Below are 24,650 nucleotides of genomic sequence, written 5' to 3'. Positions count from 1 at the left end.
TGATCTGGTCAACGGCCCCGGACGGAGCGGGCCCTGACGCCGACCCCGACGCCCCGGAGGCGCACCCATGCCCCTGTCCGCGACCTCGACCTCGACCTCGACCTCGACCAATGCCCCGTCCGCCAATGCCCCGTCCGCGACCAAGCAGGCCGTCCACGACCGCGTGCACGCCCACCGGGCGGAGCTGCTCGCGCTCAGCCGCCGCATCCACGCCCACCCCGAGACCGCCTTCGAGGAGCACCGCGCGGCCGCCTGGTGCGCAGAACTGCTGCGCGACCACGGCTACTCCGTCACCGCACCCGCCCACGGCCTGGCCACCGCGTTCAGCGCGACCCTCGGCAGCGGGCCGACTACCGTCGCACTCGTCTGCGAGTACGACGCCCTGCCCGGTCTCGGACACGCCTGCGGGCACAACCTGATCGCCGCCGCCGGCCTCGGCGCAGCAGTCGGGCTCGCCCCGTACGCCGACCGACTCGGGCTCACCGTACGGGTGATCGGCGCACCGGCCGAGGAACGCGGGGCAGGCAAGGCGCTGCTGCTGGAGGCGGGGGCCTTCGACGGGGCGGCCGCGGCAATGATGGTCCACCCCTGCCCGGTCGAGGTCGCCGACTTCCGCTCCTTCGCGCTGGGCACGCTGTCCGTCCGCTACACCGGGCGCGCCGCCCACCCGAGCCTCAATCCGCACGACGGCCGCAACGCCGCCGACGCGCTCACCGTCGCCCAGGTCGCAATCGGCCTGCTGCGCCAGCAACTCCCGCCGCAGTGGCGGGTGCACGGCATCACGACCGGGGCCGGGACGGCGCCGAACCTGATCCCGGACAGCGCGAGCGCCGAGTACGAGATCCGGGCCTCGGCGGCCGAGGACCTCTCGGAACTGCGCGCACGGGTCGAGGACTGCTTCCGCGCCGGGGCGCTCGCCACCGGGTGCGAGGTCGAACTGTCCCGGCCCGAGCCGGACTACCTGGACATGCGCTCCGACCCCGCACTGCTGGCCCTGTGGCGGGCCAACGCGGCGGCGCTCGGCCGGCCGGAGCCGGTGGAGAGCGGGCCGTTCGCCTGTACGGACATGGGGAACGTGTCGCACGCGGTGCCCTCGATCCATCCGGTCCTGGACATCACCGGCGGCGCCTGCGCCCCGCACGAGGCGGCCTTCGCCGAGGCGGCGCTGGGCCCGGAGGCGGAACGGGCGGTGCTGGACGGCGCGGTGGCGATGGCGTGGACGGCGGCGGACCTGGCGGCGGGTAACAGCTGACATCCGTCAGCTGAAGGTCGTCCCAGGCAGACCGTCCGCCGGCGCCACCCGCACCGCCGTCACGCCCAGCTCCCGCACCAGCGCACCGGCCTCCCCCTCCCGCTGCGGGTCGGCGAGCACCACGGCGGCGCCCGTCCGCAACGGCCAGAGGAACTCCCAGAGCGGCAGCCCCAGTTGCAGGACCCGGTCGCCCGGGCCCAACGGGTGGGCCGCCTGGAGTTCGCGCACCCGGCGGTCCGCCTCGGCATGGGTGAGCCGGACGGCCGTCGGGCGCCCGCCCGGGCCGTACCCGACGCTCAGCAGGTGCTGCGGGGTGAGCGCCCGTGGCGGGTCGGTGGGCAGTTCGCCGCCCGTCTCCAGCCCGGAGAGCGCCCCCGGCACCCCCTCGCCCAGCACGCACACCGGCGCGTTCTCCGCGAGCAGCCGCTCCCGTCGCCCGGGGGTGTCCGCCGGGTCCAACGGCAGGTACGCCGCGCCCGACTTCACCACCGCCAGCAGCGCCGTCAGCAGCCCGGCCGGACGACCGGCGGCCGCGAGGCCCACCACCGCGCCGGGGCGGGCCCCACGGGCGGCCAGCGCACGCGCCAGCCGGTTGGCCGAGGCGTTGAGTTCCCGGTAGCTGACGGTCTCCCCGCCCGCGAGCACCACTGCCGGCGCGTCCGGCGTCCGCGCCGCCTGCGCCTCGACCGGCCCCACCACGGTCGTCGCCGGATACGTCACGCAGCGGCGGGGCAGCGCAGGCCCCGCGTTCAGCGCCTCCGCCCGCACCGCGTCCCACGCCGAGTCCCACGCCGAGCCCCGCACGGCCTCCCGTACGACCGCCTCCATCAGGCCGCACCCAACAACTCGGCCCAGGCCTCGATCGCCGGGCGCTGCGCGAGCTGCACGAACGCCACCTCGGCGCCCTCCGCCCGCCACCGCTCGGCGAGCGACATCAGCCGGATGGAGTCCAGCCCCCAGTCGACCAGGTTCTCGTCCAGCGGGATGTCCGCCGGGTCCTCGCCGAGCAGGTCGGCGACCTCGGCCCGGATCCGCTCCACCGTGAAGCCCACGCCCGTCACTTCCCGTCCACCTCGTCCGCATTGTCGGCCCGGTCGGCCCAGTCGGCCCGGTCGGCCCCGTCTGCCCTGCCGGCCCCGTCGAGCATCCCGAGCACGGCCTCCGTCATCCCGACCACCCCGCAGCGCCCGGCCACCCAGGCCAGTGCGCTCCGGTGCTCCGCCGGGCCGAAGTCGGCGACCGCGTCGGCCACCACGAAGGCCTGGACGTCCCGCATCCAGGCGTCGCAGGCGGTGGCCTGCACCCCGATGTGGGCGTACACGCCGGTGATCACCAGCTGGTCCCGGCCCTGCTCGCGCAGCAGCTGCTCCAACTCGGTGCGCACGAAGGCGCTGTACTTCCACTTGGTGAGCACGGTGTCGCCCGGCGCCGGGGCGACGGCGTCGGCGATCGCGGTGGCATGGGGGTCGTCCGGGATGCCCGGCCCCCAGAAGTCCTGCTGCAGTCCGCGTTCGGCCGGGCTCTGGCCGCCCGGCTGCGCCGAGTAGACGACCGGGATGCCGTGGGCACCGGCGGACTTCGTCAACGCCGCGACGTTGCGGAGGAGTTCGGGAACCGGAGCGGCCTCGGTGTCGAAGGCGTCCAGGAAGTGGTTCTGCAGGTCGTGCACGAGCAGGACGGCGCGCGCCGGATCCACCGTCCAGGCGACCCGGTTGGCGGGCAGCTCGTCGACGGCGGGCATGGGGTAGGAGGGGATGCGAGGCAGGCCCACGGTGGTCGTTCCTTAGTGACTAGACGACAACTGGACAGCGACTGGACGGCTGCTGGATGACAACCAGCCGGGAATCAACCGACGTTCAGCGAGGCCGCGACGGCCGCGCGCAGGTCCTTCTTGCTGACCTTCCCGATGCCGGTGGCCGGGAAGGCCTCGACGAACTCGACCCGGTCCGGCACCTTGTAGTCGGCCAGCCCGCGTCCGCGCACGAAGCGCTTCAACTCGACGCTCTTCGGCGGCTGTTCGCGGTGCTCGGGGCGGAGCACGACGTACGCGCAGGTTCGTTCGCCGAGGTACGGGTCGGGCATCGACACCACCGCCGCGTCGTGCACCGCGGGGTGCGCGAGCAGGTGGTTCTCGATCTCCTCGGCGGCGACCTTCTCGCCGCCCCGGTTGATCTGGTCCTTGGCCCGGCCCTCGACCACCAGGTGGCCGGTCGGGGTGCGCCGGACGAGATCCCCGGTGCGGTAGAAGCCGTCCGCGGTGAAGGAGTTCGCGTTGTGCTCGGGTGCGTTCCAGTAGCCGCGGATGGTGTACGGGCCGCGGGTCAGCAGGTGGCCGGTCGCGCCGTCCGGCAGGTCCCGGTCCTGGTCGTCGACCACCCGGACCTCGTCGTCCGGGGAGATCGGCCGGCCCTGGGTGGTGGTGATCAGCTCCTCCGGGTCGTCCAGCCGGGTGTAGTTGACCAGCCCCTCGGCCATCCCGAACACCTGCTGCAGGGTGCAGCCCAGCACCGGACGCACCCTGCGGGCCGCCTCCGTACTGAACTTGGCGCCACCGACCAGCAGCACCTCCAGGCTCTCGTACCCCCGGACCCCGCGCTCGGCGGCGTCCAGCCAGAGCAGCGCCAGCGGCGGCACCAGGCCGGTGATGGTCACGCCCTCGCGCTCGATCAGCGGGAAGGCCGTCTCCGGGCTGGGCTGCGGGCAGAGCACCACCCGGCCGCCGGCGTACAGGGTGCCGAGTGAACCCGGGGAGCTGAGCGGGAAGTTGTGGGCCGCGGGCAGCACGCACAGGTACACGCTGTCCGCGTCCAACCCGCACAGCTCGACGGATCCGCGCAGCGAGTAGATGTAGTCGTCGTGGGTGCGCGGGATCAGCTTCGGCACACCGGTGCTGCCGCCGGACAGCTGCAGGAACGCGACGTCCCCCGGCCCCGGATCGGTCTCACCCTCCGGCTCCGGATCGGTTTGAGCCTCCGGCCCCGGCCCGTCGCAGGGCACGTCCGCCAGCCGTACGTGTTCCCCCGGGTCCTCCCCGGCCACCAGGACCAGTCGCAGACCGGGGCTCTCCGCCCGCACCCGGGCAGCGAGTTCGCGGTAGTCGAAGCCGCCTTCGACGGCCGGCACGACGTACGCCGCCGCGCCCGTGAAGGAGCAGAAGTACCCGATCTCGGTGTACCGGTGCGCGGGCAGCGCGAAGACCGGCAGCGCGCCGATCCGGAACAGCGCGAAGACCACCTCGAAGAACTCGGCGGCGTTGGGCAGTTGGACCACGACACGGTCTCCGGCGCGGATCCCCCGGGCACGCAGCCCGGCAGCCATCCGGTCGGCCCTGCGGTCGAGTTCGGCGTACGTCCAGCGCCGCTCCCCCGCCGCCACCGAGTGGCCGCCCGGGTCGACGACGGCGATCCGTTCGCCGTGCGCGGCGGCGCGCTCGCGCAGCATCCGCCCGAAGGTCTCGCCGCGCCAGTACCCGGCGGCCCGGTAGCGCTCGGCGAATTCGGCGGGGTACGGGGTGAATCCGTCCGTCACCGTCGCCTCCGTCATCGTCGCCTCCGTCATCGTCGCCTTGGTCGCCGTCGTCACCGGGACACCCCCGCGGCGTCCAGGAAGGTGCGGAACTTGGCGCTGGTCTCGGCGAGTTCGGCTGCCGGGTCGGAACGGTCCACCACCCCCGCGCCGGCGTACACCCGCAGGGTCCGCTCGTCCGCCTCCGCGCAGCGGATGGTGACCACCCACTCGCCGTCGCCGGCCGCGTCGCCCCAGCCGACCATGCCGGTGTACAGGCCGCGGTCGAAGGGCTCGACCTCGCCGATCACCTCGCGCGCGACGTCGGTCGGCGTGCCGCAGACCGCCGGGGTCGGGTGCAGCGCGCAGGCCAGTTCCAGGGCGGAGAGCGACGGATCGGCCAGTTCGCCGCTGACCGTGGTGGCCAGGTGCCACATCGCGGCCGTCCGTACCAGGGTGGGCCGTTCGGGCACCTCCAGGGTGCGGCAGTACGGGGCCAGCGCCTCGCGGATCGCGTCCACCACGACGGCGTGCTCGTGCAGGTCCTTGGGGGACTCCAGCAGCGCGGCGGCCCGCCGGACGTCCTCGCCGAGGTCCGCGCTGCGCGGCACCGAGCCGGCCAGCGGGTTGGCCAGCACGGCCGTCCCCCGCCGGGAGACCAGGAGTTCGGGGCTGGCGCCGACCAGCGTCCGGCCGCCGCCGGCCGGAACGGCGAAGGTGTAGCCGCCCGGATCCCGGCGGGCCAGCCGCTGCAGGATGGCCGGCAGGTCGAACGGTTCGGCGGCGCTCAGCTCCAGCGTCCGGGCTAGTACCACCTTGCTCAACTCCCCGCCGCGCAGCCGCTCCACGGCCGCTGCGACGCCCGCACCGTAGACCTGCGGCTCCGGCACCGGGCGGATCCGCCAGTCGACCTGCTCGGCCGGCGGCGCGGGCAGCGCGATCAACGGATCGTCGCGCAGCGCCCCGGCGGAACGCACCCGCTCGGGCACGGCGAGTTCGACCCGGCTCTCCCGGTCGAAGGCCACCGCTCCCACCACCAGCGGCCGTTCGATCCCGGAGCGGCCCGCCGCAGCCAGCGTCTCGGCGACCCGCACGGGCAGCGGCCGCGCGTCCTGCGGCACCCGGGCGTGCACGCCGGAGGTGAGCAGGGTCCGGGTCGGCGAGGCGAGGAAGGCCTCGCCGGGGGCGGACCGGTACTGGCCGAGCAGTCCGCTGGCCGCGCCGATGACGGCTTGGTCGGGTCCGTCGGCGGCGAGGGCCGCCGGGGCATGGTGCACCGTGGTCACGGTGGATTCTCCAGTCTGGGACGGGTCTACGGGGGAGCCGGGGAGCTGACGGAGGCGCGGGATGCAGGCGTAGCGGACAGCAGGCCGACGCAGGAGGACGGCTCAGGAAGCCGACGTAGGGGGACGGCTCAGGCACGCAAGGTCGCGCCGCCGTCGACGTACAGGTCGTGCATGGTGATGTGCCGCGCCCGGTCGGAGGCCAGGAACACCACCGCATCCGCGATGTCGGCGGGGGCGGCGATCCGCCCGAGCGGGATGCCGACCCGCCAGGCCGCCAAGTCGCCCTCGATCACCCTCCGTTCGGACGCCTCGGCGTCCTCGCCCCACAGCGCTCGCTGCATCTCGGTGTCGGTCGACCCGGGCGACACCACGTTGCACCGCACGCCGGACCGGGCGAGTTCCAGGCCCAGACAGCGGGTGAACATGGTGGCCGCCGCCTTGGACGCCGCATAGGCGGCCATCCCGGCCCGCGGCACCCCGGCCGCATTGGAGCCAACGGTGACGATGGCCCCGCGCCCCCGGTCCGCCATCCGCCGTCCGACGGCGCGGCCGGTGTGGAAGACGCCGGTGGTGTTGACGGCGAAGGTGTCCGCCCAGTCGCCGTCGGTGAGTTCGACGACCGGGGCCGTGCGCAGGATTCCTGCGACGTTCACGAGCGTGGCGATGTGGCCGAGTTGACGTTCGATCAACTCGACTGTCGTGTCGACTGCTTGCGCATCGGCGACATCCAGCACGTACGGCTTGACGCCCGGCACCTCCGCCGCCAGCGCCTCCAGCGCCTCGGCCTTGCGGTCCACCGCCGCGACGACGGCCCCCTCCGCCACCAGCGCCCGGACCACGGCGGCACCGATGCCCTGCCCGGCACCGGTCACCATCGCGACGGCACCGGCGAATTCGGACTGCTGCTGCACAGGACATCCTCTCCGACCAGCAAGATTAGGCTAGCCTAACCTAACACAATTGTTCGTCCACGCCGAGAGCTCGTGCGAAGCCGACTCGCCCCCGAAAACGCAACAGCCGCCCACCCCGTGAACGGGATGGGCGGCCGCGGACTCGTCCTCACTTCAGTGCTTCAGACCGGCGGACGCACCTCAGCTGGACGAGCCGCCATCGGCAAGCAACTCCGCCGAAGCGACCAGCACCTGTGCGAACGCGTCGACCGCTGCCTGGTCGAGGCGTTCGGTCGCGGCGGCGAGCAACGCGTCCCACCCCAGATGGAGCTCGTACGCCAGCAGATGTCCCTCACGGCGTGACGCCGGGCTGAAGCCGAGCAGCGAATCCAGTGCGGGAGCAGGAAACACGGCGGGCGCCTCGAAGACCGCTCGCTCCACCGCACCCGGGCCGAACCAGCTCTGACCGAGCAACAGCCCCGGATCCACCAACCGCCCGAACCCCTCGCACCAGACGGCCACCTGGCCGACCAGCTCTCCGTCCCCGGTGGCCACCGGCGGCAGCTGCCACTCGGGCAGGTCCAGCGCCTCGCCGTCGGCCCGCAGCACGCGCACCGTCACGGGCACCAGCCGGCTCTTCTCCCCCAGGGAGCGCAGCGCCGCAGCGAACGCCGAGGCGAGGAAGAGGGACGAGGGTGCCTCCTGCCCGCCCAGGTGGTAGGCGGTGGCCCCGAGCAGGCCGTAGAGCCGGTGTGCGTCCGCCGGCGCCACCCGGGCGAGCGCCACGGCGTCGCGCCACGCGAAGTCGGACATCCGGTGCGGCCCGCCGACGCCCGACGGGGGCGGCGGGACGAGCCGCGGCCCGCCGCAAGCGCCGTCCTCGCCGGGATCGTCCACGAAGCCCTGCGCCTCGATCTCCAGGTAGCGGCGTGCGGTGAGCGCCAGCGGCACATTTCCCTGGCCGGCGGCCTCGAACAGCTCCAGGCTCTCCCGCATCAGGACCCCGCACTCCGCCGGGCCCTCCGCGTGCCCCACCAGGTGCCGGGTCAGGGCGAGGATCGCTCGCCGGTGGACGATGGGCGCCAGTGCATCGGGCCCGGCGTCGGTGTGCGCCTTCAGCAGGGCCTCGGCCCGGTCGATCACCGACTCCGCCGCCTGCAGGATCCACGCCTCGACCGGCTGCCCCGCGTCGTGCCTGGCCTGACTCCCGACCATCAGGGCGTGGGCCGACTCGACCATCTGGTCGGTGTGGTGGCGCAGGACGGTGACCGCCACCCGTTCGGCCGGCTCCGGGATCCTGGCGGTCACGGCGAGCGCTTCCTCCAGCCGGCCCGTGGATGCACGGACGATGGCCTCCAGGAACTGCAACTGCACGCTCGCCGCAGCCTCCCGCGGAGCGTCCTCCTTGGCCCGCTCGATGACCAGGGCCGCGTCCTCCCAGTTCTGGATCCAGATCAGCACCTGCGCCTGTTCCAACCGGACCCGCAGGACCGCCTCCGCCGACACGTCCAGCCGCCTCAGCGCGTCCTCGATCCGAACGTTGGCCAGGGCGACGCCGGAGAAGCGGTCCAGCGCCACGGCTGCGCGCATGTCGGCCGCGTACGCCAGCAGCAGGTGCTCCACGCCGTCCGCATCGAGCGTGCCCACGCCCTCCAGCAACTGCCAGCCGGTCCGCGCCGCGTCGGCGGCCTCCTCGAACCGGGTCTGGTTCAGGAAGCACTGGGCCAGGGCGGCGGTCGTCGCGGCCCGCCGGTAGACGGGGTCGTCCACCACGCCCTCGTCCGCCTGCTCGATCACCTCCAGCGCCTCGCGCAGCAGCCCCTCGCTGCGCACCAGGTCGCCGTGCACGTTCATGATCGCCCCTGCGACATTGCTGAGCACCGCGACGGTGTCGCTGTCCGCGAAGCCGCTGCTCCGCACCTGGCGCGCCACGTGGACGGCGTGCTCGATCAGCGCGGCGGCCTCGGACCACGACTCGTGCTTCTGGCAGTCCCGCAGCCCCGTCACCAGTTTCCGCTGGAACCGGTGCAGCATCATGTCCACCGCCTCGCCGTCCAGCAGGGCCCGGACGATCTCCTGGACGATGCGGTGGATCGCCAGCACGCCGTCCCGAGGGTCCACCAGCGAGAACCTGCGCAGCTCGGCCACCGCGCCGTAGACGGCCGATCCGCCCGGCAGGTCCAGGGTCGCGAGGTGGAGCGGGATGAAGTCCGGAGCGAGCAGTGCACAGCGGGCCAGCACCTCGCCCGCGAGGTGGCGCCCCGACGCCTCGGGCGAACTCAGTGCCTGGGCGAGCACCTTCCGGACGCTCAGGGCGACGGCCGCCGTCAGCGTCACGCCGTGGCGGTAGTCCAGCGGGACGAAACCCGGTTCGTCGAGCAACCGGGCCCTGAACCGGGCGAGTTCCGCGAGGTAGACGTCGACCGGGCACTGGGTCGCCGCGATGTAGCCGGTGGCCTGGGCGATCGCGAGCGGGATGCCCTCCACCGCGTCGACCAGCGCGGCGACCTCGGTTCCGGTCGCCGCCTGCAGCCGCTCCCCGGCCCAGGCCGCGGCCTCGGCGGCGGCCATCCGCTCCACCACCAGCCCGCCCTCGGCGGCCGCCCAGGCCGAGTCCCGGGTGGTGATCAGCACGTGCGCGCCGTCGCAGTCCGGCAGCAGGCCGTTCAACTGCTCCCGACCGGCGACGTTGTCGTAGACGAGCAGGACCCTGGAGCCCAGGTGCGCCAGTCGTAGGCCGATCCGGGCGACGATCTCCGTCTCGTCGGCCGAGCCGGTCTCCTGCTCGTCCTCGGCGAGCATCCGGCGGTAGGCGGCGAGGACGTCCTCCCGGGTGTCGGAGGGGATCCACCAGACGAACTCGTAGGCGTTCCGGGAGCGGTGGGCGTACAGCCGCGCGATGCTCGACTTGCCGATGCCGCCGAGCCCGGACATCACGACCCGAACCGCTCCGTCGTCGAAGTCCTGCCCGAACGGCCCGAGTTCCCCGGACACCCCGGACGACCCGGACTTCCCGAACTTCCCTTCCAACGCGGCGAGTTCCCGCTCACGGCCGCGCACGCCCGCGGCCGAGGGGACGTCACGGAACAGCGCGCGTCCCCCAGCCGCCGCCCCGCCGGCCCCGGCTCGGGGCGCGGCCCGGCGCCCCCGGACGAGCCAGGGGAGCTCGTCCAGCCGGATCGTGCGCCGGTCGAGGCGGTGGTCCCCGGAGTACTGGAACAGCTTCACGAACAGAGCCTCGACGGTGCTGTCGACCTCGGCCGCCGCCAGCGGAACGGCGGACAGCCGCAGCAGTTCCAGCCGTGCCTGGTCGAGGATCTGCTCCCACGGGCCGGTCCGGGTCAGGATCTCCAGCCGTCGGAGCAGCGCGTGGTCCTCGGGCACGAGGGTGACCGAGGACGGCACCAGGCCCCGGCACTCCGCCAGCCACCGCGCCGGATCCGGTACGGCGCGGGCCCGTTCCGCGACCTCCCGCAGGGCCTTCCCGGAGGAGTGCACCGGCGCGTCCGAGAGGAACCGCAGCACCGCCGACCCGTCGGGGTCCGCCGCTCCCCACCGGCGGGCGAGCCTGAGCAGTTCCCCGCCCGACCACGTGCCCGGCTCGACCCGCGTCTTGGCCTGGGCGAGCAACAGCGGCCGGCCCTCGGCGTCACGGACCTCGAAGTCGATCGCCTCGTCCGCCCCTTCCACCCGGAAGGTGTCGGCCTCCGGGTACTGCTCCGGAACGCGGATCAACTGCAACAGGGCGCACGCCGTCTGGAACCCCATGCCGCGCGCTGTATCGGTCCCGCCCATGTACCACCGCCCCCTTCAGGTCACGCACAGCATGGCAGGTCTCACCGACAGTCGCCCCGAGCCGCAGCGGGGACAGTGTCGGTCGAGGCCGCCGGCTGTCCGCCCGGCCGAGCGCCCAACTGCCCAACCGTGGGGCCGGATCCCGGGACGGCAGGGTCACGGCGTGGCGGCGGGGGCCTTCGGTGCCGGGGAGAGGCCTGCGCAGCCACGCAGGCCGTCGCGGCGCTTGAGGGCGGCCTCGGCGGTGGCGCCGGTGACGGGCTCCGGGATGCCCTTGTCGTCGATGGCGGCCGGGGCGAAGGCCTCGCCGGTGACCTTGCCGTCGGCGGTGAGGGTGAGGGTGGTGACGCCGGTGTCGTTGGAGTTCGGGTAGTCGGAGGTGCCGTACCAGAGGAAGTTGCCGAAGCCGTAGCCGACGTAGGTGTTGCCGAGCATGCCCGAGCCGACCATGGTGTGCGCGTGCGTGCCGACCACGGCGGTCGCGCCGGCGGTGGCGAGCTTCTTGGCGATGGTGGTCTGTGCGGCGGTCGGGCAGGCCTTGCCCTCCTCGCCCCAGTGCAGGTAGACGAGGACGACCGGGGCCTGCTGCTTCGCCGTCTCCACCGCCTTGACCAGCGCCGGGACGTCCAGCGCCGAGGCGATGCCCGGCTTGTTCGCGCCCGCCCGCCACTTCTGGTTGGTGAGGTCCTCGACCTGGCTGGCGGCGACCACGGCGACCTTCACCCCGCGCACGGTGGTGACGTACGGGGCGTACGCCTCCTTGGCGTTGCGCCCGACGCCGACGACCGGGATCGGCGAGGAGTCCTTGGCGGCGAGGGTGTCGGTGAGGCCGTCGGCGCCGAAGTCGACCGCGTGGTTGTTGGCCATCGAGACGACGTCGACGCCCGAGTCCTTGAGCACCGAGAGCGCCTTGGGCGCGGTGCGGAAGGTGTACAGCTTGGGCTCGGGGGCGCCGCGCCCGGTGATCGCGGTCTCCAGGTTGAGGACGGAGAGGTCGGCGTCGGCGAGGGTGGCGGAGATCGGGCCGAGGGCCGGCTCGGGCGGCTGGACGGCCAGCCGGGCCTCGGTGCGGCCCTCGAAGTGGACGTCACCGGCGAAGGCGACGGTGACGGTGCCGTCGGGCCGGGGAGCGGCCTTCTTGCTCGGGGCCGTGCCGGTGGAGGGGGTGCCCGGGGTGGCGGCGGCGGAGGTCGGCGCCGGGATCGGGGCGGGCGCGGCGCCGGCCGGGGCCGGATCGGGGTCGTCGGGGCCGCAGGCGGTGACGGCAGTCAGTCCGACGAGCAGGGCGACGGTGGCCGCGGCACGGCGCATGAGTGGTTCCCCCCGAGGACAGTGCAAGAACGGTCAGCCTACGCCACCGGATCACCACACTTCGGGCCCGGACCCGCAACATTCCGGACACGGAACGGCACCGGCGGCCCCTCCCCTGGCCCACCCGTCCCAATCGCCCCGCCCGACCCGGCCGCCGTGTCCCTGGCGCGGCGGCCGGGAGCGCGCGCAGCGTGGTGGTACGGGGAACCCGTGGGGAACCCGTCCCGTGCCGGGGTCCGGAGGTGTGACGTGATGGGCAGCAGCAATGCGGGCAGCGGGTCGAACGCGGGCAGCGGGTCGAACGCGGCCAGCGGGTCGGCAGACGCCCCGGGTGGCATTCCGACCGCCGAACCGGCCGGCAGCCCGGAGGGCGCCCGGCGCTCCCCCGGCCCGGAGCGCCGGATCGTGGTCGGCATCGACGGCTCCGCGCCCTCGAAGGCCGCCCTGCGCTGGGCGGTCGGACAGGCCGTCCTGACCGGGGCGGCGGTGCACGCGGTGGCGGCCTGGGAGTACCCGTCGCTGTACGGCTGGTTCGCGCCGATGGTGGACGACGGCTTCGAGCAGACCGCCCGCCGCACGCTGAGCGCCGAGATCAACGAGGTCCTGGGCCCGGAGCGCCCGGTGGAGGTCCGGGAGAGCCTGGTGCTCGGCCACGCCGCCGACGTGCTGCTGGAGGCCGCCGAGGACGCGGACCTGCTGGTGCTGGGCAGCCGCGGCCGGGGCACCTTCGCCCGGACGCTGCTGGGCTCGGTCAGCGCCCGCTGCGCGGTGCACGGGAGTTGCCCGGTGGTGATCGTCCGCTCCGACGGGACGGCCACCGCACCGCACCGGCCCACGGCTTCGCCGGCCACGGCTGCGGCGGACGACGCTGCGAAGGCGGCCGGGGCAGCCGGCGCGGCCGAACCGGTGGTCCGCACCAAGGACTGGCAGCTCAGCCTGCACGTGGTCGAGGACCGGGACACCACCCGGGTGCACGCCGTCCTGGACGCCGACGGCACCGTGCTGCACAGCGACGCCCGTTCCCGCCGCAACCCCCGCGACACCCCGGCCCCGCAGGTCGGCGACGAGTTCGCGGTCGGCCGCGCCCTGGTGGACCTCGGCCACCAGCTGCTGCGCGCCGGCATGCACGACGCCACCGACCGTACGGACGAGTGAGCAGCGCCGGGCCGGGTACGCCATGCTGAACCGCGACGCCGTCCCGACCGGAGGAGCCGCATCCCGCCCATGGACACCACCCCCGGCCCCCAGCCCGCCCAGGACCCCGGCCCCGTCCCCGACGTCGGGCCTGACTCGGATGCCGCCCCGACCCCGGACGCCACCCCCGGCTTCACCGCCGCCGAGCGCGCCCGGGGCCGGGCGCTGCGCCGGGAGCAGCTGCCGTGGGTGCTGGGCGCCCGGCTGGCGGGCCTGGCGCTGACCGTTCTGCTCGGTTTCACCCCCGTCGGCGCCGCGCTGGTCACCGCCACCGGCCGCTGGTTCGGCGGCTCCCGGACCGCCACCGTCCTGGCCGGCGCGGCGGCCCTGCTGGTTCTCGGGCAGGCGCTGCAGTTGCCGTTCGGCGCCCGGGTGCGGGCCGTCCGAACCCGGTACGGGCTGGTGACCCAGGGGTGGGCCGGCTGGGCGCTGGACGCGCTGCGCGGCCTCGTGCTGACCCTGGGCCTGGTGCTGCCGCTCGTCCTCGGGCTGTTCGCGCTGACCGCCTGGTCGCCGCAGCGCTGGTGGCTGCCGGCGTCGGGTGCGGCGGCTCTGCTGACGGCCGCCCTCTCCTTCCTCTACCCCCTGCTGGTCGAGCCGGTGTTCAACCGCTTCGCCCCGATGCCGCCGGGCGAGCTGCGCAGCGCGCTGCTGGCGCTGGCCGAGCGGGACGGCGTCCGGGTGCGGGACGTCCTGGTGGCGGACGCCTCGCGCCGCACCACCGCGCTCAACGCGTACGTCTCCGGGCTGGGCGCGACGCGCCGGATCGTCGCGTACGACACGCTGCTGACCACCGCCGAGCCGCGCGAGGTGGAGCTGGTGGTCGCGCACGAGCTGGGCCACGTCAAGCACCGGGACGTGCCGGTCGGCACCGCGCTGGGCGCGGTCGGGGCGGCCGTGGCGGTGGCCGTGCTCGGGCTGCTGGCCGCCTGGCGGCCGCTGCTGGACGCCGCCGGGGCGACGGACGCGGCGGATCCCCGGGCGCTGCCGCTGCTGGCGGCGCTCGGCGCGCTGCTGGGCGCGCTGTCGGGGCCGGCGCAGTGCGCGGTGAGCCGCCGGATCGAGGCCAGGGCGGACCGGCACGCACTCGAACTGACCGGGGACGTCGAGCAGTTCGTGGCGATGCAGCGCAGACTGGCACTGGCGAACGTCTCCGATGTCGACCCGCCGAGGGTGCTTGAGCTACTGTTCGCCACTCACCCGAGTGCGACCCGCCGGATCGCCGCCGCCCGCGCCTGGCAGGCCGCCCGGTCCGCGCAGGCTCCGGGGGCCGGACGGGCGCCGGAGCGCCGCGCGACCCGCCCCGGCAAATCCGTTGTATAGTGCAACAAATCTCGGAGAGATAGGAACGCCGTGCCCGGCCGCCAGTCGTCCATCGACACCATCCAGCGCGAACTGACCGCCTTCGCCCGCCGAGCCCGGCACAAGGCCTCCCAGCTGCACCCCGACCTGTCCCTGGTCACCTACAGCATCCTCGACCTGCTCACCGAGCGCGGCGGCTGCCGGGCCGCCGACGTGGCCGCGCACTTCATGCTCGACAAGTCCACCGTCAGCCGCCAGGTCACCGCCCTGGAGAAGCTCGGCCTGCTGGCCCGCGAGGCCGACCCGGACGACCAGCGCGGCCAGATCCTGCGCGCCACCGAGGCCGGACTGGCCCTGCTGCGGGACGCCAACGAGCAGCGCCGGCTGGCCTTCACCGAGCGCTTCACCGACTGGTCCGACGAGGACGTCGCCCGCTTCGCCGCCTACCTGGCCCGCTACGGCGAAGAAGGCTGAACCGCGAGACGGCCGAACCGGCGAGGACGGCCGAACGGGAGAAGCGCCGAACGGGCGGAACACCGAACCGGGGCCGCCCGCCGAGTCCTCGGGGTGCGCCCCGGCGCCCCCACGGTGTACAGAGGAGAGGTGCCCCTCCGGCAGCGTCCCCGTGCGCCGCGCCCGCAACACGCGCCGCACTCCCCCGGCCCCCGCCGCGCCCGGCGTCCCGACCGCCGGGTGCTGATGGTGCTCACGCTCGCGCTGATCGCGGCGATCACCGTCGTCGACATCCTGTCCCCGCCGGACATCCACCTCGGTCCGCTGCTGATCGTCGCCCCCGCCCTGACCGCCTCCTTCGCCGGCCCGCGGGCCACCGCCGGGGTCGCCCTGCTCGCGCTCGCCGCGCTGACCGTCATCGGCCTCACCCGGGACGGCCTCACCACCGCCAACCACCAGACCCAGCTCGGCGCGCAGCTCGCCGTCTCCGCACTGATCGTCGGCCTGCGGGTGCTGCGCCAGCGGCACGAACGCGAACTGGCCCGGGTCCGGTCGGTGTCCGAGGCCGCCCAGCGGGTCCTGCTGCGCCCGCTGCCGGAGCTGATCGGGCCGCTGCACCTGGCCTCCGTCTACCTGGCCGCCGAGGCCGAGGCGCAGGTCGGCGGCGACCTGTACGCGGCCGCCCGCACCGCCACCGGTACCCGGCTGCTGGTCGGCGACGTGCGCGGCAAGGGCCTGTCCTCGCTCGGAGACGCCGCCCTGCTGCTCGGCGCCTTCCGCGCCGCCGCCCACCTGCACGCCGAGCTGCCCGACCTGGCCGCCTACCTGGACGGCAGCGTCAGCTGGGACCTCGCCCAGCTCGCCGAACAGTCCCGGCAGGCACGGCAGGCACGAGAGGCCCGGCAGGCAAGGCTTTCCCGGCCGTCCGGGCAGCCGCGGCGTGCCCGGCCCCGCCCACCCGCCGGAGACTTCCCCGACGAGAGCGGTGAGGCCGGCGAGTCCTTCATCACCGCCGTCCTGCTCGACATCCCCGACGACGGCTCGCCGGTCCGCCTGATCGACTGCGGCCACCCGCCCCCGCTGCTGCTGCGCCCCGAGGGCGTCAGCACCCTCGCCGCCCACCGGCCCGCCCCACCGCTGGGGCTCGGCGAGCTCGCCCCGGTGCGGTACGAGGTGGAGACCTTCCCGTTCCGCCCCGGCGACCGGCTGCTCATCTACACCGACGGCGTGATCGAGGCCCGGGACGCCCAGCGGCGCTTCTACCCGCTCATCGAACGCGTCACCGCCTGGCGCGCCGACCGCCCCACCGCCCTGCTCCACCGTCTCCGCCGCGACCTGCTCGCCCACGTCGGCGGCCGGCTGGACGACGACGCGGCCATGGTCGTGGTCGAACGGCTCCCGGACGACGGACCGTCCGGGAGCCGCCGTTCCTGAACCGGTGCTCGCCGGCGCCCTACGGCTTGTACGGCAGCTGCGGCACGTCGAAGCAGTTCGCCGTCATCGAGGGCACCTGCGTGACCCAGCCACCCTGCCCGCCCTGGGCACCCGGGGCCGAGTCCTGCCAGCGGGCGGCGTTCAGGCAGGCGCGGGTCGGGCCGGCGGGCGGCGGCTGCGGGACGAAGGAGGCGGGCAGGATCAGCCCGTGCGCGTCGTAGGGCTCGGCACGGTTCATGAAGGCCTCGACGCAGGACCGGGTCGGCGCGGCGCCGCAGGAGTCCAGCGCGTCCGCCAGCCACTGCGCCCCCGCCCAGCCCTCCAGCTCCCAGGCGGACAACTGCCCGGCCCGGTCCGGGTAGTAGCGGGCCATCGCGGTCCGGAAGTCGCGCACCGCCGGGTACTGCTGGTCCTCGTAGTTCAGGCTCGACGAGGTCGCCCAGAGCGCGTTGCGGCAGTTCGGCGAGGAGGCGTAGTCGGTGCGCACCGACTCCGACCAGTTCTGCACGTTGGTGACCTTCGCCGCCACCGTCACCCCGGCCTCGTCCAGCGCCCGGCACAGCGCCGCGTTGCCCCGGGTGTCCATGGCGTCGAACAGCAGCTGCGAGCCGTCGGCGTGCACGGCCGCGGCCACGGCCTGGAAGTTCGGCAGCGCGAAGTCCACCGTCTGGAGCAGCACCCGGTAGCCCTCGGCCTCCAGTCCGGCCTTCAGCTGACCGGCGTAGCGGGCCGAGTCGGCCTGGTTGTACGCCACCACGGCGGCGCTGCCCGCGCCCAGGTGCTGCTTGAAGAAACGGAACACCTCGGTGCTCTGGTAGAGCGTCCCGTTCCAGCCGACCGCCCGCCCGTCGCGCGGCGCAGAGCTGCCGTAGATCCCGTACAGGTGCGGCCACCGGTCGTACGCCGTGCCGATCGGCTGGCCGCCGATGTCCGGCACCGCCTTGCCGCTCACGTACGAGGCACCCGCGTAGTCCAGGACGCTGCCGCTGACGAAGGCGAAGACGTGCGCCTGGTCGACCAGCCGGTGCACGCAGTCCTGGTTGCCGACACCGCTGCCGCCGTCGTCGCAGGTCACCAGGTGGACGGTGCGACCGTGCAGGCCGCCGCGGTCGTTGAGGGCCTGGAAGAACGCCTGGGCCCCGTACCGCGGGCCGCTGAACACCTCGCTGCCGACCGGGCTGGTGAGGGAGGTGACGACGCCGATCCGGATCTCGGTGGCGGTGACGCCGGTGTCGGAGGCGGGGTTGGTGGTCCCGCTGCCGGTGGCACCGGGGCCGGCACTGCCGGTCGGGGCGGCGGGTGGGGACGAGCGGGCGGAGAAGGCGGCCCCGGGCAGGCGAGTGCCGCAGCCGGAGAGCGAGAGCGTCGCAAGGACCGGCAGGGAGGTCAGCAGCAGGGCCAGGGCCGCCGCCGGGACGCGACCGGGCCGCCGGCACGCGAACGCGTCGGCGGCCCGGTGCCGCGGTGGGGCCATCGGCCGCACCGGTCAGCTGCAGCCGGGGATCGGGGTGCCGCTGGCGCCGCCGGCCTGGGTCAGCAGGCCGCACAGGGTCGAACGGGACACCTTCCAGGTGCCGTTCTCCAGGACGGCCTGGCCGGACGCGCTCGGCTCGACCACGGTGCCCTGGAGGGAGAGCGAGTAGGTGACGGCCGCGTCGGAGGCGTCGGTGAACGCGACGTCACTCACCTTCGCCTGCACCTGGCCGACCCGCGGGTCCTGCGAGAAGCCCTGCAGCACCGGGAGCAGCGTGTCGCCGCCCTGGAGCAGCTTCGCCTTGTCCGGGATGGGGGTGTTGGGGTCGAAGAACTTCTCCCAGTTGGTGGTGATCTCCGCCTTCGCGGCGGCCGGGTCGGCGGGGGCGGTGCCGGTCGGGGTGGCGCCGGCGCTCGGGGTGGCGCTGGCGCTCGCGCTCGCCGGGGAGGAGGCCGAGGAGCCGGACTTGCTGCTGCTGCACGCGGCCACCGTGCCCGCCAGCGTCAGGACGAGCAGCGCACTCGCCGTCCGCAGGGCCCGGCCGCCGCCCGTGCGGGTGCCGCTTCGCGTCACGTGCATGGTGTTCCCTCTCGACTGCGCCGCCCGGGCCGGTCGCTCGGTGTCCCGGATGCTGTTCCAGGCTGATCCTGGAAACGTCACAAGTGACACCATGAAGGCGGATCCATGGACGAATCGCAATCCGGCGGAGAAATCACCCGTAACGCCCCGAAGGGTTCCTCCTTCCGGGGCGGCGCGTTCCGGGGCCGGTTCGCCCGGGGCGGCTCGTTCCGGGGCGGCCCGTTCCGGGGCGGCCCGTTTCGGGGTGCGCGGGAGTGGGCGGGCTGGCTCCTCCTGGCGGCCGGGGCCGTGCTGTGCGTGCTCGGCTGGTACGGGGTCTCCGGAGAGCGCTTCGTCGAGCAGCAGATCCCGTACCTGGCGTCGTCCACCATCCCGGGCGCGGCGCTGATCGTGTCCGGAACCGTCCTGTTCGCCCTGCGACCGCCCTCTCCGCCGGAGCACGAGGACCTGACCGACCGCCGGGTGGAGCGCCTGTACGACCTGCTGGTCGAACCGGATACGGACCCGGGCCCTGGGCCGGACACCGGAGCCGGCCTCGGGCCTGATCCTCCCGATTCACCCGGCCCGCCCGGTCTGGGCGCCGGACTGTGGCTGGCCGTCCCCGGGGGCATCCGCTACCACCGACCGGACTGCCCGCTGGTCATCGGCAAGGCTCGGGCCGAACCGGTCGACTCGGACGCCGTCCGCGCCCGGGGCCTGACGCCCTGCCCGCTCTGCTCCCCACCCGCCGCCGACGCCGGTCCCGGTCCCGGTCCCGACCCCGACCCCGCCACCCGTCCGGGCGAACCGGCCCCCCGCCGAGCGGCTGAGCAGCCATGAACTCCCTCCTCCTCACCGCAGCCTCCCTCGGCTCCTCAGGCTCCCCCGGCGCCCCCGGCTCGCTCAGCCTCACCGTCGACCTCGCCCTCGCCGGACTCACCGTCGGCAGCGCCGCCGCGCTCAGCGGCATCGGCCTGGTCGTCTGCCACCGCGCCACCGGGGTACTCAACATCGCCCAAGGCGCCCAGGCCATGGCCGTCGCCTACCTGCTGCGCGACCTCGTCGTGGTGCGGCACTGGCCGGTCTGGCCCGCCGTCGCCTGCTGCCTGCTCGTCGTCGCCCCCGCCCTCGGCGCACTGCTCGACGTCCTCGTCTACCGGCCACTGCAGCGGCGCGGCGCCGGACCGGCCGAGACCACGGTCGCCGGGCTCGGCGTGTTCGTCCTGCTCATCGGCGTCGTCGTCCTGCTCTGGGGCGCGGCGCCACTGGCCGGCGCCCCCTCCCCGCTCGGCGGCGCCCCGATCCGGCTGCCCGGCGGACACAGCCTGCGCCCCGACACCGTCGCCCAGCTCGCCGCGATCCTCGTCCTCGGCGTCACCGTCCTCGTCGTCACCCGGTGGACCCGCTTCGGCCTCCGGCTGCGGGCCGTCGTCGACGACCGCCGCCTCGCTGTCCTCGCCGGCGTCGACGCCGACCGGGTCTCCGCCATCGGCTGGGCCTTCGGCACTTTCACCGCCGGACTCGTCGGCATCGCCCTCGCCCCGTACCTGCTGCTCGACCCGTACGGACTTCCGCTCCTGGTGATGGAGACCATGGCCGTCGCGGTCGCCGCCCGGCTGCGCAGCATCCCGGTTGCCATCGCCACCGGGCTCGGCCTCGGCATCGCCCAGGCGGAGCTCACCCGGCTGCGCCCGTCCGGGCAACTGCTGCCACTGGTCGAGGCCGTGCAGTCCAACCTGTTCGTGGTCGCCCTGCTCGCCACCGCGCTCCTCGCCGGGCCGCGCATCACCGGCGAGCGGGACGAGACCGCCCCGCTGCCCGTCCGCACGGGCCGGGTCGGCGACCGTGGCGGGCACGGTACGGGAGGCGGGCACGGTACGGGAGCCGGGCGCGGTACGGGAGCCGGGCGCGGACGCCTGGCGGGGGCCGTCTGCCTGGTACTGCTCCTGCTGCCGCTCGGCTTCCGGGGCAACGACCTGCGCAGTGCCCTGCTCGTCCCGGCGCTCGCGCTCGTGCTGCTGTCCATCGTCGTGGTCACCGGCTACGGCGGGCAGATCTCGCTCGGCCAGGCCGGGTACGCGGGACTCGGCGCACTCGGGACCGCGCTCCTGATGTCCGGCCGCATCCCCGGCATCCCGCCACTGCCCGCCGTACCCGCGCTGCTGATCGCCGTCCTCGTCACCGCCCCGCTCGGACTGCTCACCGGTTGGCCCGCGATCCGCCGACGCGGGCTCGCCCTCGCCCTGGTCACCTTCGCGGTCGGAACGGCGATGAGCCGCTTCGTCTTCCAGCAGCCGTACGCCACCACCGGGCTCGTCCTCGACCGTCCGTCGTTCCTGGCCGGCGACCGCGCCTTCTACCTCGCCGAACTCCTGCTCCTCGGCGTCGGCCTGCTCGCCGTCCGGCGCCTGCACCGGGGCCGCCTCGGCCGGGCACTGACCGCCATGCGGGACCACGAACCCGGCGCGGTCGCGGCCGGCGTGGACGTCCCCGGCCTGAAACTCCTCGCCTTCGTCACGGGCGCGGCCCTCGCCGCACTCGGCGGCGGCCTGATGGGCCTCGCCGGACGCGCCTTCGACCCTGCCGCCTTCGACCCGGTACGCGGCTTGCTCTGGTTCGCGGCCGTCGTCGTCGCCGGAGCCGACAACGCCCTCGCCGCCGTCCTGGCCGCCGCCCTCCTCATCGGCCTCGACGCCGGCAGCGTCGCCGGCGTCTCCGCCGTCGCCGTCGGCGTCCTCGCCGCCGCCATCGGCCGCCTCCCCGGCGGCTTCGCCGCCCTCCGCCTCCCCCAACGCCACCCACCCGCCGCCCTACCCCCTGCCCACCTCACTCCGACAGGCCGCCGCGTCCGCGAGACCATCACGTCCCGGCAGGCGCAACCATGAGCACCGCTCATGACCCATCCGAGTGGATCCCACCGCAGCGCAGCGAGCCCAACTACACGCGGACCATCAGGAAGCGGAATCGCGATGAGCGGCACTCATCACCCAACCGAGCGGCCCCTTCCGCGACCGGGTGCTCCCGGGGCCGGCGACCGGCCGGACGGCACCGAAGGGAGAGCCATGAGCACCGCGCATGTCATCGGGAGTGCCAGCGGCACCGATCGGCTCGTCGGGGTCCGGGGTGAGAGGTGATCTCGGCGTGGGGCGGGCGGCCATGAGGAAGGTTCATCACGCCTCCTGGCTCCTCCCGCCTGCCGTCGGACTCGCGCCGGTGTGCCGGGCGGCGGGCGAGGCGGAAGGCGGGCGGCCATGAGCGACGCTCATGGCGCTGCGCGGCTGACCGCTCGGGGGGTCGTTCGGCGGTACGGGGGGATCGAGGCGGTGGGCGGGGTGGATCTGGTGGCGTTGCCGGGGCGGATCACCGCGTTGATCGGGCCCAACGGGGCAGGCAAGAGCACGTTGTTCGACTGCCTGGCCGGCACTGCCCGGCCCGATGCGGGGCGGGTGCTGCTCGGCGGGCGGGATGTCACCCGGCTCTCCGCGCATCGGCGGGTGCGGCTCGGTTTGGCGCGGACGTTCCAGCAGATCGCCGTCTTCCCGACCCTCACGGTGGCCGACAACGTCCGGGTGGGTGCCGAGCAGCAGAACAGGCGGGCCGTCCGGCCCGGACGGGCCGACTCTCGGGCAGCGGCCGAGCGGACCACCCGGGCGTTGCGGTTGTTCGGGCTGCAGGAGGTCGCCGCCGAGCCTGCCGGGGCGCAGCCCACCGGCGTTCTGCGGTTGGTGGAGCTGGCGCGGGCGTTGGCGGGCGGGCCCCGGGTGCTGCTGCTGGACGAGCCAGCGGCAGGGCTCGACGCCGCGCAGACGGCCCGGCTGGTGTCGGTGCTGCGGGGGCTCGCCGAGCGCGGCATGGCCTTGCTGCTGGTCGAGCACGACGCCGAGCTGGTCGCCGAACTCGCCGACTCCGTGTACGCGATGGCCGAGGGCCGGATGGTCGCGGCCGGTCCGACCGCCGACGTCCTCGCCGACCCCCGTGTCTCCCGGGCCTGGGGAGGGGTGGCCTGATGCCCGTCGAGGCCGCGCTGCGTGCCGCCCGGGTCCGGTACGGCCCGTTGGAGGCGCTGCACGGGGTCGACCTGGCGTTCCCCTCCGCCGCCGTCACGGTCCTGCTCGGCCGCAACGGCGCCGGGCGGACGAGCGCGCTGCACGCCCTCGCCGGGGTCGTTCCGCTGTCGGGCGGCCGGGCGACCTGGCGGGGCCGGGACATCGGCGGGCTGTCGGTGCACCAGCGGGTACGGCGCGGGCTGGCGCTGGTGCCTGCCGAGCGCGGGGTGTTCGGGTCGCTGACCGTCGCCGAGAACCTGGGCCTGGGCGGCCCGGGAAGGGACGAAGTACTCGAACTTTTCCCCGAGTTGACCGCGCTGCTGAATCGCCGGGCGGGCACCCTCTCCGGCGGCCAGCAGCAACTGGTCGCCGTCGGGCGGGCCCTGGTGGCCGAGCCCACCCTCCTCCTGCTCGACGAGCCCGAACGCGGCCTGGCCCCTGCCGTCGCCGCCCGGCTGCACGCCCACCTGCTGGCCGGCGCCACCGGCGGCCGTACGGTCGTGATCTCGGCGCAGTCCCTGCCCCCCACCCTCGCCGGGGCGGCGGTGGTGCACGTGCTGCACCGGGGCGAGGTGGTCTTCTCGGGGGAGCCCGGGGAGATGACCATCCGGCCGACCGCGCCGACGTGACCCGGGAGGCGAGAAGGCTCTCGGCCCCCGCCCGACTACCGTCCCATTGCTTCCAGTTAACCTTTTCCTTCCGTTTCGGTCGTTACGGTGACTCCTCCCCCCGGATGAATCCGGGGGGCTTCTCCTGTCGGTGGCTGGGCTACGGCGGGAAGGACCAGCCCGGCCCTGATCGCGACGTTCAGTGCGCCCACGCGGTCGGCGTTGTCGGTGTGCCCGCACTTGACGCATTGGAAGGTTGCTCGGTTGGGGCGGTTGTCCGCGCTGATGTGCCCGCACGCTGAGCGGGGGCAGGTGCGGGAGCTGTTGCGGGCGTCCACGGGGATCACGATGCGACCGGCGCTTTCAGCCTTGTTCGCGAGGATGCCCAGGAAACACCCCCAACCCGCGTCCATGATGCTCTTGTTCAGCCCGGCCTTGGCCACAGCGCCGGGTGACGGGGGCGGATCATGGTGCGGCTCCCTTCCCGGGGGCCCGGACGACCCCCGTTCGCTGTGCCTCAACCCTGTACCTGGCACCCCTCCCCGCACATGTACCGAACGGCACAACCTGAGCGGCAACGCCCCTCTGCCCCCTGCCGATCGGCAGGGGGCAGAGGGGCAGAGCGGGAAAGGGCAGAGGGCAGCCCCCGGGTGTCAGGCCGGGCCGCGCAGGTAGGGCGTCGTGGTGCTCACCCAGGCGAAGCCGAGGCGCTGGAGGATGGGGCGGCTCTGGTCGCTCGCGTCGACCTGCAGGTACTGGTAGCCGAGGTCGGCGGCGAGGCGCGCCCGGTGGGCGACGAGGGCCCGGTAGATGCCCCGGCCGCGCCAGTCGGGTGCGGTGCCGCCGCCCCAGAGGCCGGCGAATCCGGTGCCCGGGTTCAGTTCCATCCGGGCCCCGGAGATCGGGCGGTCACCGGCCATCGCGACGACCATGCTGACCGTGTCGGGGCCGTGCCGGAGGTGGTCGAGGATCCGCTCGCGCAGGCGCGGCAGTTCCCGGCCGAAGGCCTGTTCGTGGGCTTCCATCAGCAGGTCCACACCGGCCTCGTCGGTCACCGGCTGCAGTCGGACGCCCTCGGGCAGGACCACGTCGGTGGGCAGGTCCTCGATCCGGGCGATCATCAGCGCCTCGGCGGGCTCGGCCGTGAAGCCGGCCGCCAGCAGCCGCTCCCCGAGGTCGGCGGGGCGGTCGTGGGAGTACGCCTTCCACTCGAACTCCAGGCCCAGCGCCGCGAAGTGCCGCACCTGCGCCGCGATCGCCGCGTCGGCCCCGGCCTCGTCCAGGCCGGACCACACCACGCCGTTCCAGGAGTCCTCTCCACCCACCTGCCGCACCACCGCACCGTCCCGCTCGACGCGGACGCCGGGGTCGCCCGGCGCCGCGTTGCGCCGGATCCGGTCGTCGAACAGGGCGAGCACGTCGTCATGATCCATCCGCTCACTCCAGCACGGCCCGGGAGCGCGCGCCACCCGTTATCCGTCCGACCGGCTCCGGCTCACCCGACGACCGGCCGCGAGACCAGCCGCGAGACCGGCCAGCAGAC

General features: G+C 74.6%; 18 protein-coding genes and 2 pseudogenes. 8 read left to right on the top strand and 12 right to left on the bottom strand.

The window, feature by feature from the left end:
- Positions 1-67 precede the first annotated feature (67 nt).
- Positions 68-1,252 (top strand): amidohydrolase, encoded by a 1,185-nt coding sequence (locus tag BX285_RS27380; RefSeq protein ID WP_121178543.1) that lies wholly within the window; start codon positions 68-70, stop codon positions 1,250-1,252.
- A 6-nt stretch (positions 1,253-1,258) separates the two neighbouring features.
- On the opposite strand, the gene BX285_RS27375 is transcribed toward BX285_RS27380, so the two are convergent.
- The 8 genes from BX285_RS27375 to BX285_RS27340 form a co-directional block, all read right to left on the bottom strand.
- Positions 1,259-2,080: an AMP-binding protein gene (locus BX285_RS27375; protein ID WP_121178542.1), complete on the bottom strand. Its 822-nt coding sequence runs from the start codon at positions 2,078-2,080 to the stop codon at positions 1,259-1,261.
- Positions 2,080-2,313, bottom strand: coding sequence for a phosphopantetheine-binding protein (locus tag BX285_RS27370; RefSeq protein WP_121178541.1), 234 nt, complete (start codon positions 2,311-2,313; stop codon positions 2,080-2,082). Before BX285_RS27370 ends, BX285_RS27375 begins: the two co-directional genes overlap by 1 nt.
- Positions 2,310-3,023 (bottom strand): isochorismatase family protein, encoded by a 714-nt coding sequence (locus BX285_RS27365; protein ID WP_121178540.1) that lies wholly within the window; start codon positions 3,021-3,023, stop codon positions 2,310-2,312. The genes BX285_RS27370 and BX285_RS27365 overlap by 4 nt, the downstream gene beginning before the upstream one ends.
- A 74-nt stretch (positions 3,024-3,097) precedes the next feature.
- Positions 3,098-4,795: a (2,3-dihydroxybenzoyl)adenylate synthase gene (locus BX285_RS27360; RefSeq protein WP_121178539.1), complete on the bottom strand. Its 1,698-nt coding sequence runs from the start codon at positions 4,793-4,795 to the stop codon at positions 3,098-3,100.
- Positions 4,796-4,830: 35 nt separating this feature from the next.
- The gene (gene dhbC, locus BX285_RS27355; RefSeq protein ID WP_121179036.1) at positions 4,831-6,033 is read right to left on the bottom strand and encodes an isochorismate synthase DhbC; all 1,203 of its coding nucleotides are present in this window, start codon (positions 6,031-6,033) and stop codon (positions 4,831-4,833) included.
- Between the two features lie 137 nt (positions 6,034-6,170).
- Positions 6,171-6,953, bottom strand: coding sequence for a 2,3-dihydro-2,3-dihydroxybenzoate dehydrogenase (locus tag BX285_RS27350; protein ID WP_259470810.1), 783 nt, complete (start codon positions 6,951-6,953; stop codon positions 6,171-6,173).
- Between the two features lie 180 nt (positions 6,954-7,133).
- Positions 7,134-10,700: an NB-ARC domain-containing protein gene (locus tag BX285_RS27345; RefSeq protein WP_259470809.1), complete on the bottom strand. Its 3,567-nt coding sequence runs from the start codon at positions 10,698-10,700 to the stop codon at positions 7,134-7,136.
- A 183-nt stretch (positions 10,701-10,883) separates the two neighbouring features.
- Positions 10,884-12,038: a CapA family protein gene (locus BX285_RS27340; RefSeq protein WP_121178537.1), complete on the bottom strand. Its 1,155-nt coding sequence runs from the start codon at positions 12,036-12,038 to the stop codon at positions 10,884-10,886.
- 252 nt (positions 12,039-12,290) lie between these two features.
- Between BX285_RS27340 and BX285_RS39325 the strand changes: the two genes are divergently transcribed.
- The 4 genes from BX285_RS39325 to BX285_RS27320 all read left to right on the top strand — a co-directional run bounded on the left by BX285_RS39325 (position 12,291) and on the right by BX285_RS27320 (position 16,421).
- Positions 12,291-13,193, top strand: a complete 903-nt coding sequence (locus BX285_RS39325; protein ID WP_121178536.1) for a universal stress protein — start codon at positions 12,291-12,293, stop codon at positions 13,191-13,193.
- A 69-nt stretch (positions 13,194-13,262) separates the two neighbouring features.
- Positions 13,263-14,555, top strand: coding sequence for a M48 family metalloprotease (locus BX285_RS27330; RefSeq protein ID WP_121178535.1), 1,293 nt, complete (start codon positions 13,263-13,265; stop codon positions 14,553-14,555).
- A gap of 30 nt (positions 14,556-14,585) precedes the next feature.
- Positions 14,586-15,008: a MarR family winged helix-turn-helix transcriptional regulator gene (locus BX285_RS27325; RefSeq protein ID WP_097235463.1), complete on the top strand. Its 423-nt coding sequence runs from the start codon at positions 14,586-14,588 to the stop codon at positions 15,006-15,008.
- A gap of 225 nt (positions 15,009-15,233) precedes the next feature.
- Positions 15,234-16,421, top strand: a complete 1,188-nt coding sequence (locus BX285_RS27320) for a PP2C family protein-serine/threonine phosphatase (protein WP_121179035.1) — start codon at positions 15,234-15,236, stop codon at positions 16,419-16,421.
- A gap of 19 nt (positions 16,422-16,440) precedes the next feature.
- Here the strand turns inward: BX285_RS27320 and BX285_RS27315 are convergent, their stop codons facing one another.
- Positions 16,441-17,895 (bottom strand): ABC transporter substrate-binding protein, encoded by a 1,455-nt coding sequence (locus BX285_RS27315; RefSeq protein WP_121178534.1) that lies wholly within the window; start codon positions 17,893-17,895, stop codon positions 16,441-16,443.
- A 12-nt stretch (positions 17,896-17,907) separates the two neighbouring features.
- A complete protein-coding gene (locus BX285_RS27310) occupies positions 17,908-18,474 on the bottom strand; it encodes a hypothetical protein (RefSeq protein WP_121178533.1) in 567 nt (188 codons plus the stop codon).
- 105 nt (positions 18,475-18,579) lie between these two features.
- Between BX285_RS27310 and BX285_RS27305 the strand changes: the two genes are divergently transcribed.
- The 3 genes and pseudogenes from BX285_RS27305 to BX285_RS27295 all read left to right on the top strand — a co-directional run bounded on the left by BX285_RS27305 (position 18,580) and on the right by BX285_RS27295 (position 23,128).
- Positions 18,580-19,293, top strand: a complete 714-nt coding sequence (locus BX285_RS27305; RefSeq protein WP_310794241.1) for a hypothetical protein — start codon at positions 18,580-18,582, stop codon at positions 19,291-19,293.
- 65 nt (positions 19,294-19,358) lie between these two features.
- A pseudogene (locus tag BX285_RS27300) lies at positions 19,359-22,460 on the top strand (ATP-binding cassette domain-containing protein); the annotation flags it as partial.
- The gene (locus BX285_RS27295) at positions 22,460-23,128 is read left to right on the top strand and encodes an ABC transporter ATP-binding protein (protein WP_121178532.1); all 669 of its coding nucleotides are present in this window, start codon (positions 22,460-22,462) and stop codon (positions 23,126-23,128) included. The pseudogene BX285_RS27300 and the gene BX285_RS27295, both read left to right, overlap by 1 nt.
- Before the next feature lie 137 nt (positions 23,129-23,265).
- On the opposite strand, the pseudogene BX285_RS27290 reads toward BX285_RS27295, so the two are convergent.
- Together BX285_RS27290 and BX285_RS27285 are read right to left on the bottom strand one after the other, a co-directional pair.
- A pseudogene (locus tag BX285_RS27290) lies at positions 23,266-23,556 on the bottom strand (zinc ribbon domain-containing protein); the annotation flags it as partial.
- Positions 23,557-23,760: 204 nt separating this feature from the next.
- On the bottom strand, positions 23,761-24,540 hold the full coding sequence (locus tag BX285_RS27285) for a GNAT family N-acetyltransferase (RefSeq protein ID WP_121178531.1): 780 nt from the start codon (positions 24,538-24,540) through the stop codon (positions 23,761-23,763).
- Positions 24,541-24,650: the final 110 nt, after the last annotated feature.

This window comes from Streptomyces sp. 1114.5 (assembly GCF_003635085.1).
Classification (GTDB): Bacteria; Actinomycetota; Actinomycetes; order Streptomycetales; family Streptomycetaceae; genus Kitasatospora.
Note: the sequence above shows the minus strand (reverse complement) of the source record. Positions and strands in the feature narration are given on the sequence as shown.

Excerpts from the sequence above, each read along its gene's own strand:
- BX285_RS27375 (WP_121178542.1), bottom strand. The coding sequence starts at position 2,080 with ATGGAGGCGGTCGTACGGGAGGCCGTGCGGGGCTCGGCGTGGGACTCG.
- BX285_RS27305 (WP_310794241.1), top strand. The coding sequence starts at position 18,580 with ATGGACGAATCGCAATCCGGCGGAGAAATCACCCGTAACGCCCCGAAG.
- BX285_RS27360 (WP_121178539.1), bottom strand. The coding sequence starts at position 4,795 with ATGACGGAGGCGACGGTGACGGACGGATTCACCCCGTACCCCGCCGAA.
- BX285_RS27310 (WP_121178533.1), bottom strand. The coding sequence starts at position 18,474 with ATGCACGTGACGCGAAGCGGCACCCGCACGGGCGGCGGCCGGGCCCTG.
- BX285_RS39325 (WP_121178536.1), top strand. The coding sequence starts at position 12,291 with ATGGGCAGCAGCAATGCGGGCAGCGGGTCGAACGCGGGCAGCGGGTCG.
- BX285_RS27345 (WP_259470809.1), bottom strand. The coding sequence starts at position 10,700 with ATGGGGTTCCAGACGGCGTGCGCCCTGTTGCAGTTGATCCGCGTTCCG.
- BX285_RS27380 (WP_121178543.1), top strand. The coding sequence starts at position 68 with ATGCCCCTGTCCGCGACCTCGACCTCGACCTCGACCTCGACCAATGCC.
- BX285_RS27285 (WP_121178531.1), bottom strand. The coding sequence starts at position 24,540 with ATGGATCATGACGACGTGCTCGCCCTGTTCGACGACCGGATCCGGCGC.
- BX285_RS27340 (WP_121178537.1), bottom strand. The coding sequence starts at position 12,038 with ATGCGCCGTGCCGCGGCCACCGTCGCCCTGCTCGTCGGACTGACTGCC.
- BX285_RS27320 (WP_121179035.1), top strand. The coding sequence starts at position 15,234 with ATGGTGCTCACGCTCGCGCTGATCGCGGCGATCACCGTCGTCGACATC.
- BX285_RS27330 (WP_121178535.1), top strand. The coding sequence starts at position 13,263 with ATGGACACCACCCCCGGCCCCCAGCCCGCCCAGGACCCCGGCCCCGTC.
- BX285_RS27315 (WP_121178534.1), bottom strand. The coding sequence starts at position 17,895 with ATGGCCCCACCGCGGCACCGGGCCGCCGACGCGTTCGCGTGCCGGCGG.
- BX285_RS27295 (WP_121178532.1), top strand. The coding sequence starts at position 22,460 with ATGCCCGTCGAGGCCGCGCTGCGTGCCGCCCGGGTCCGGTACGGCCCG.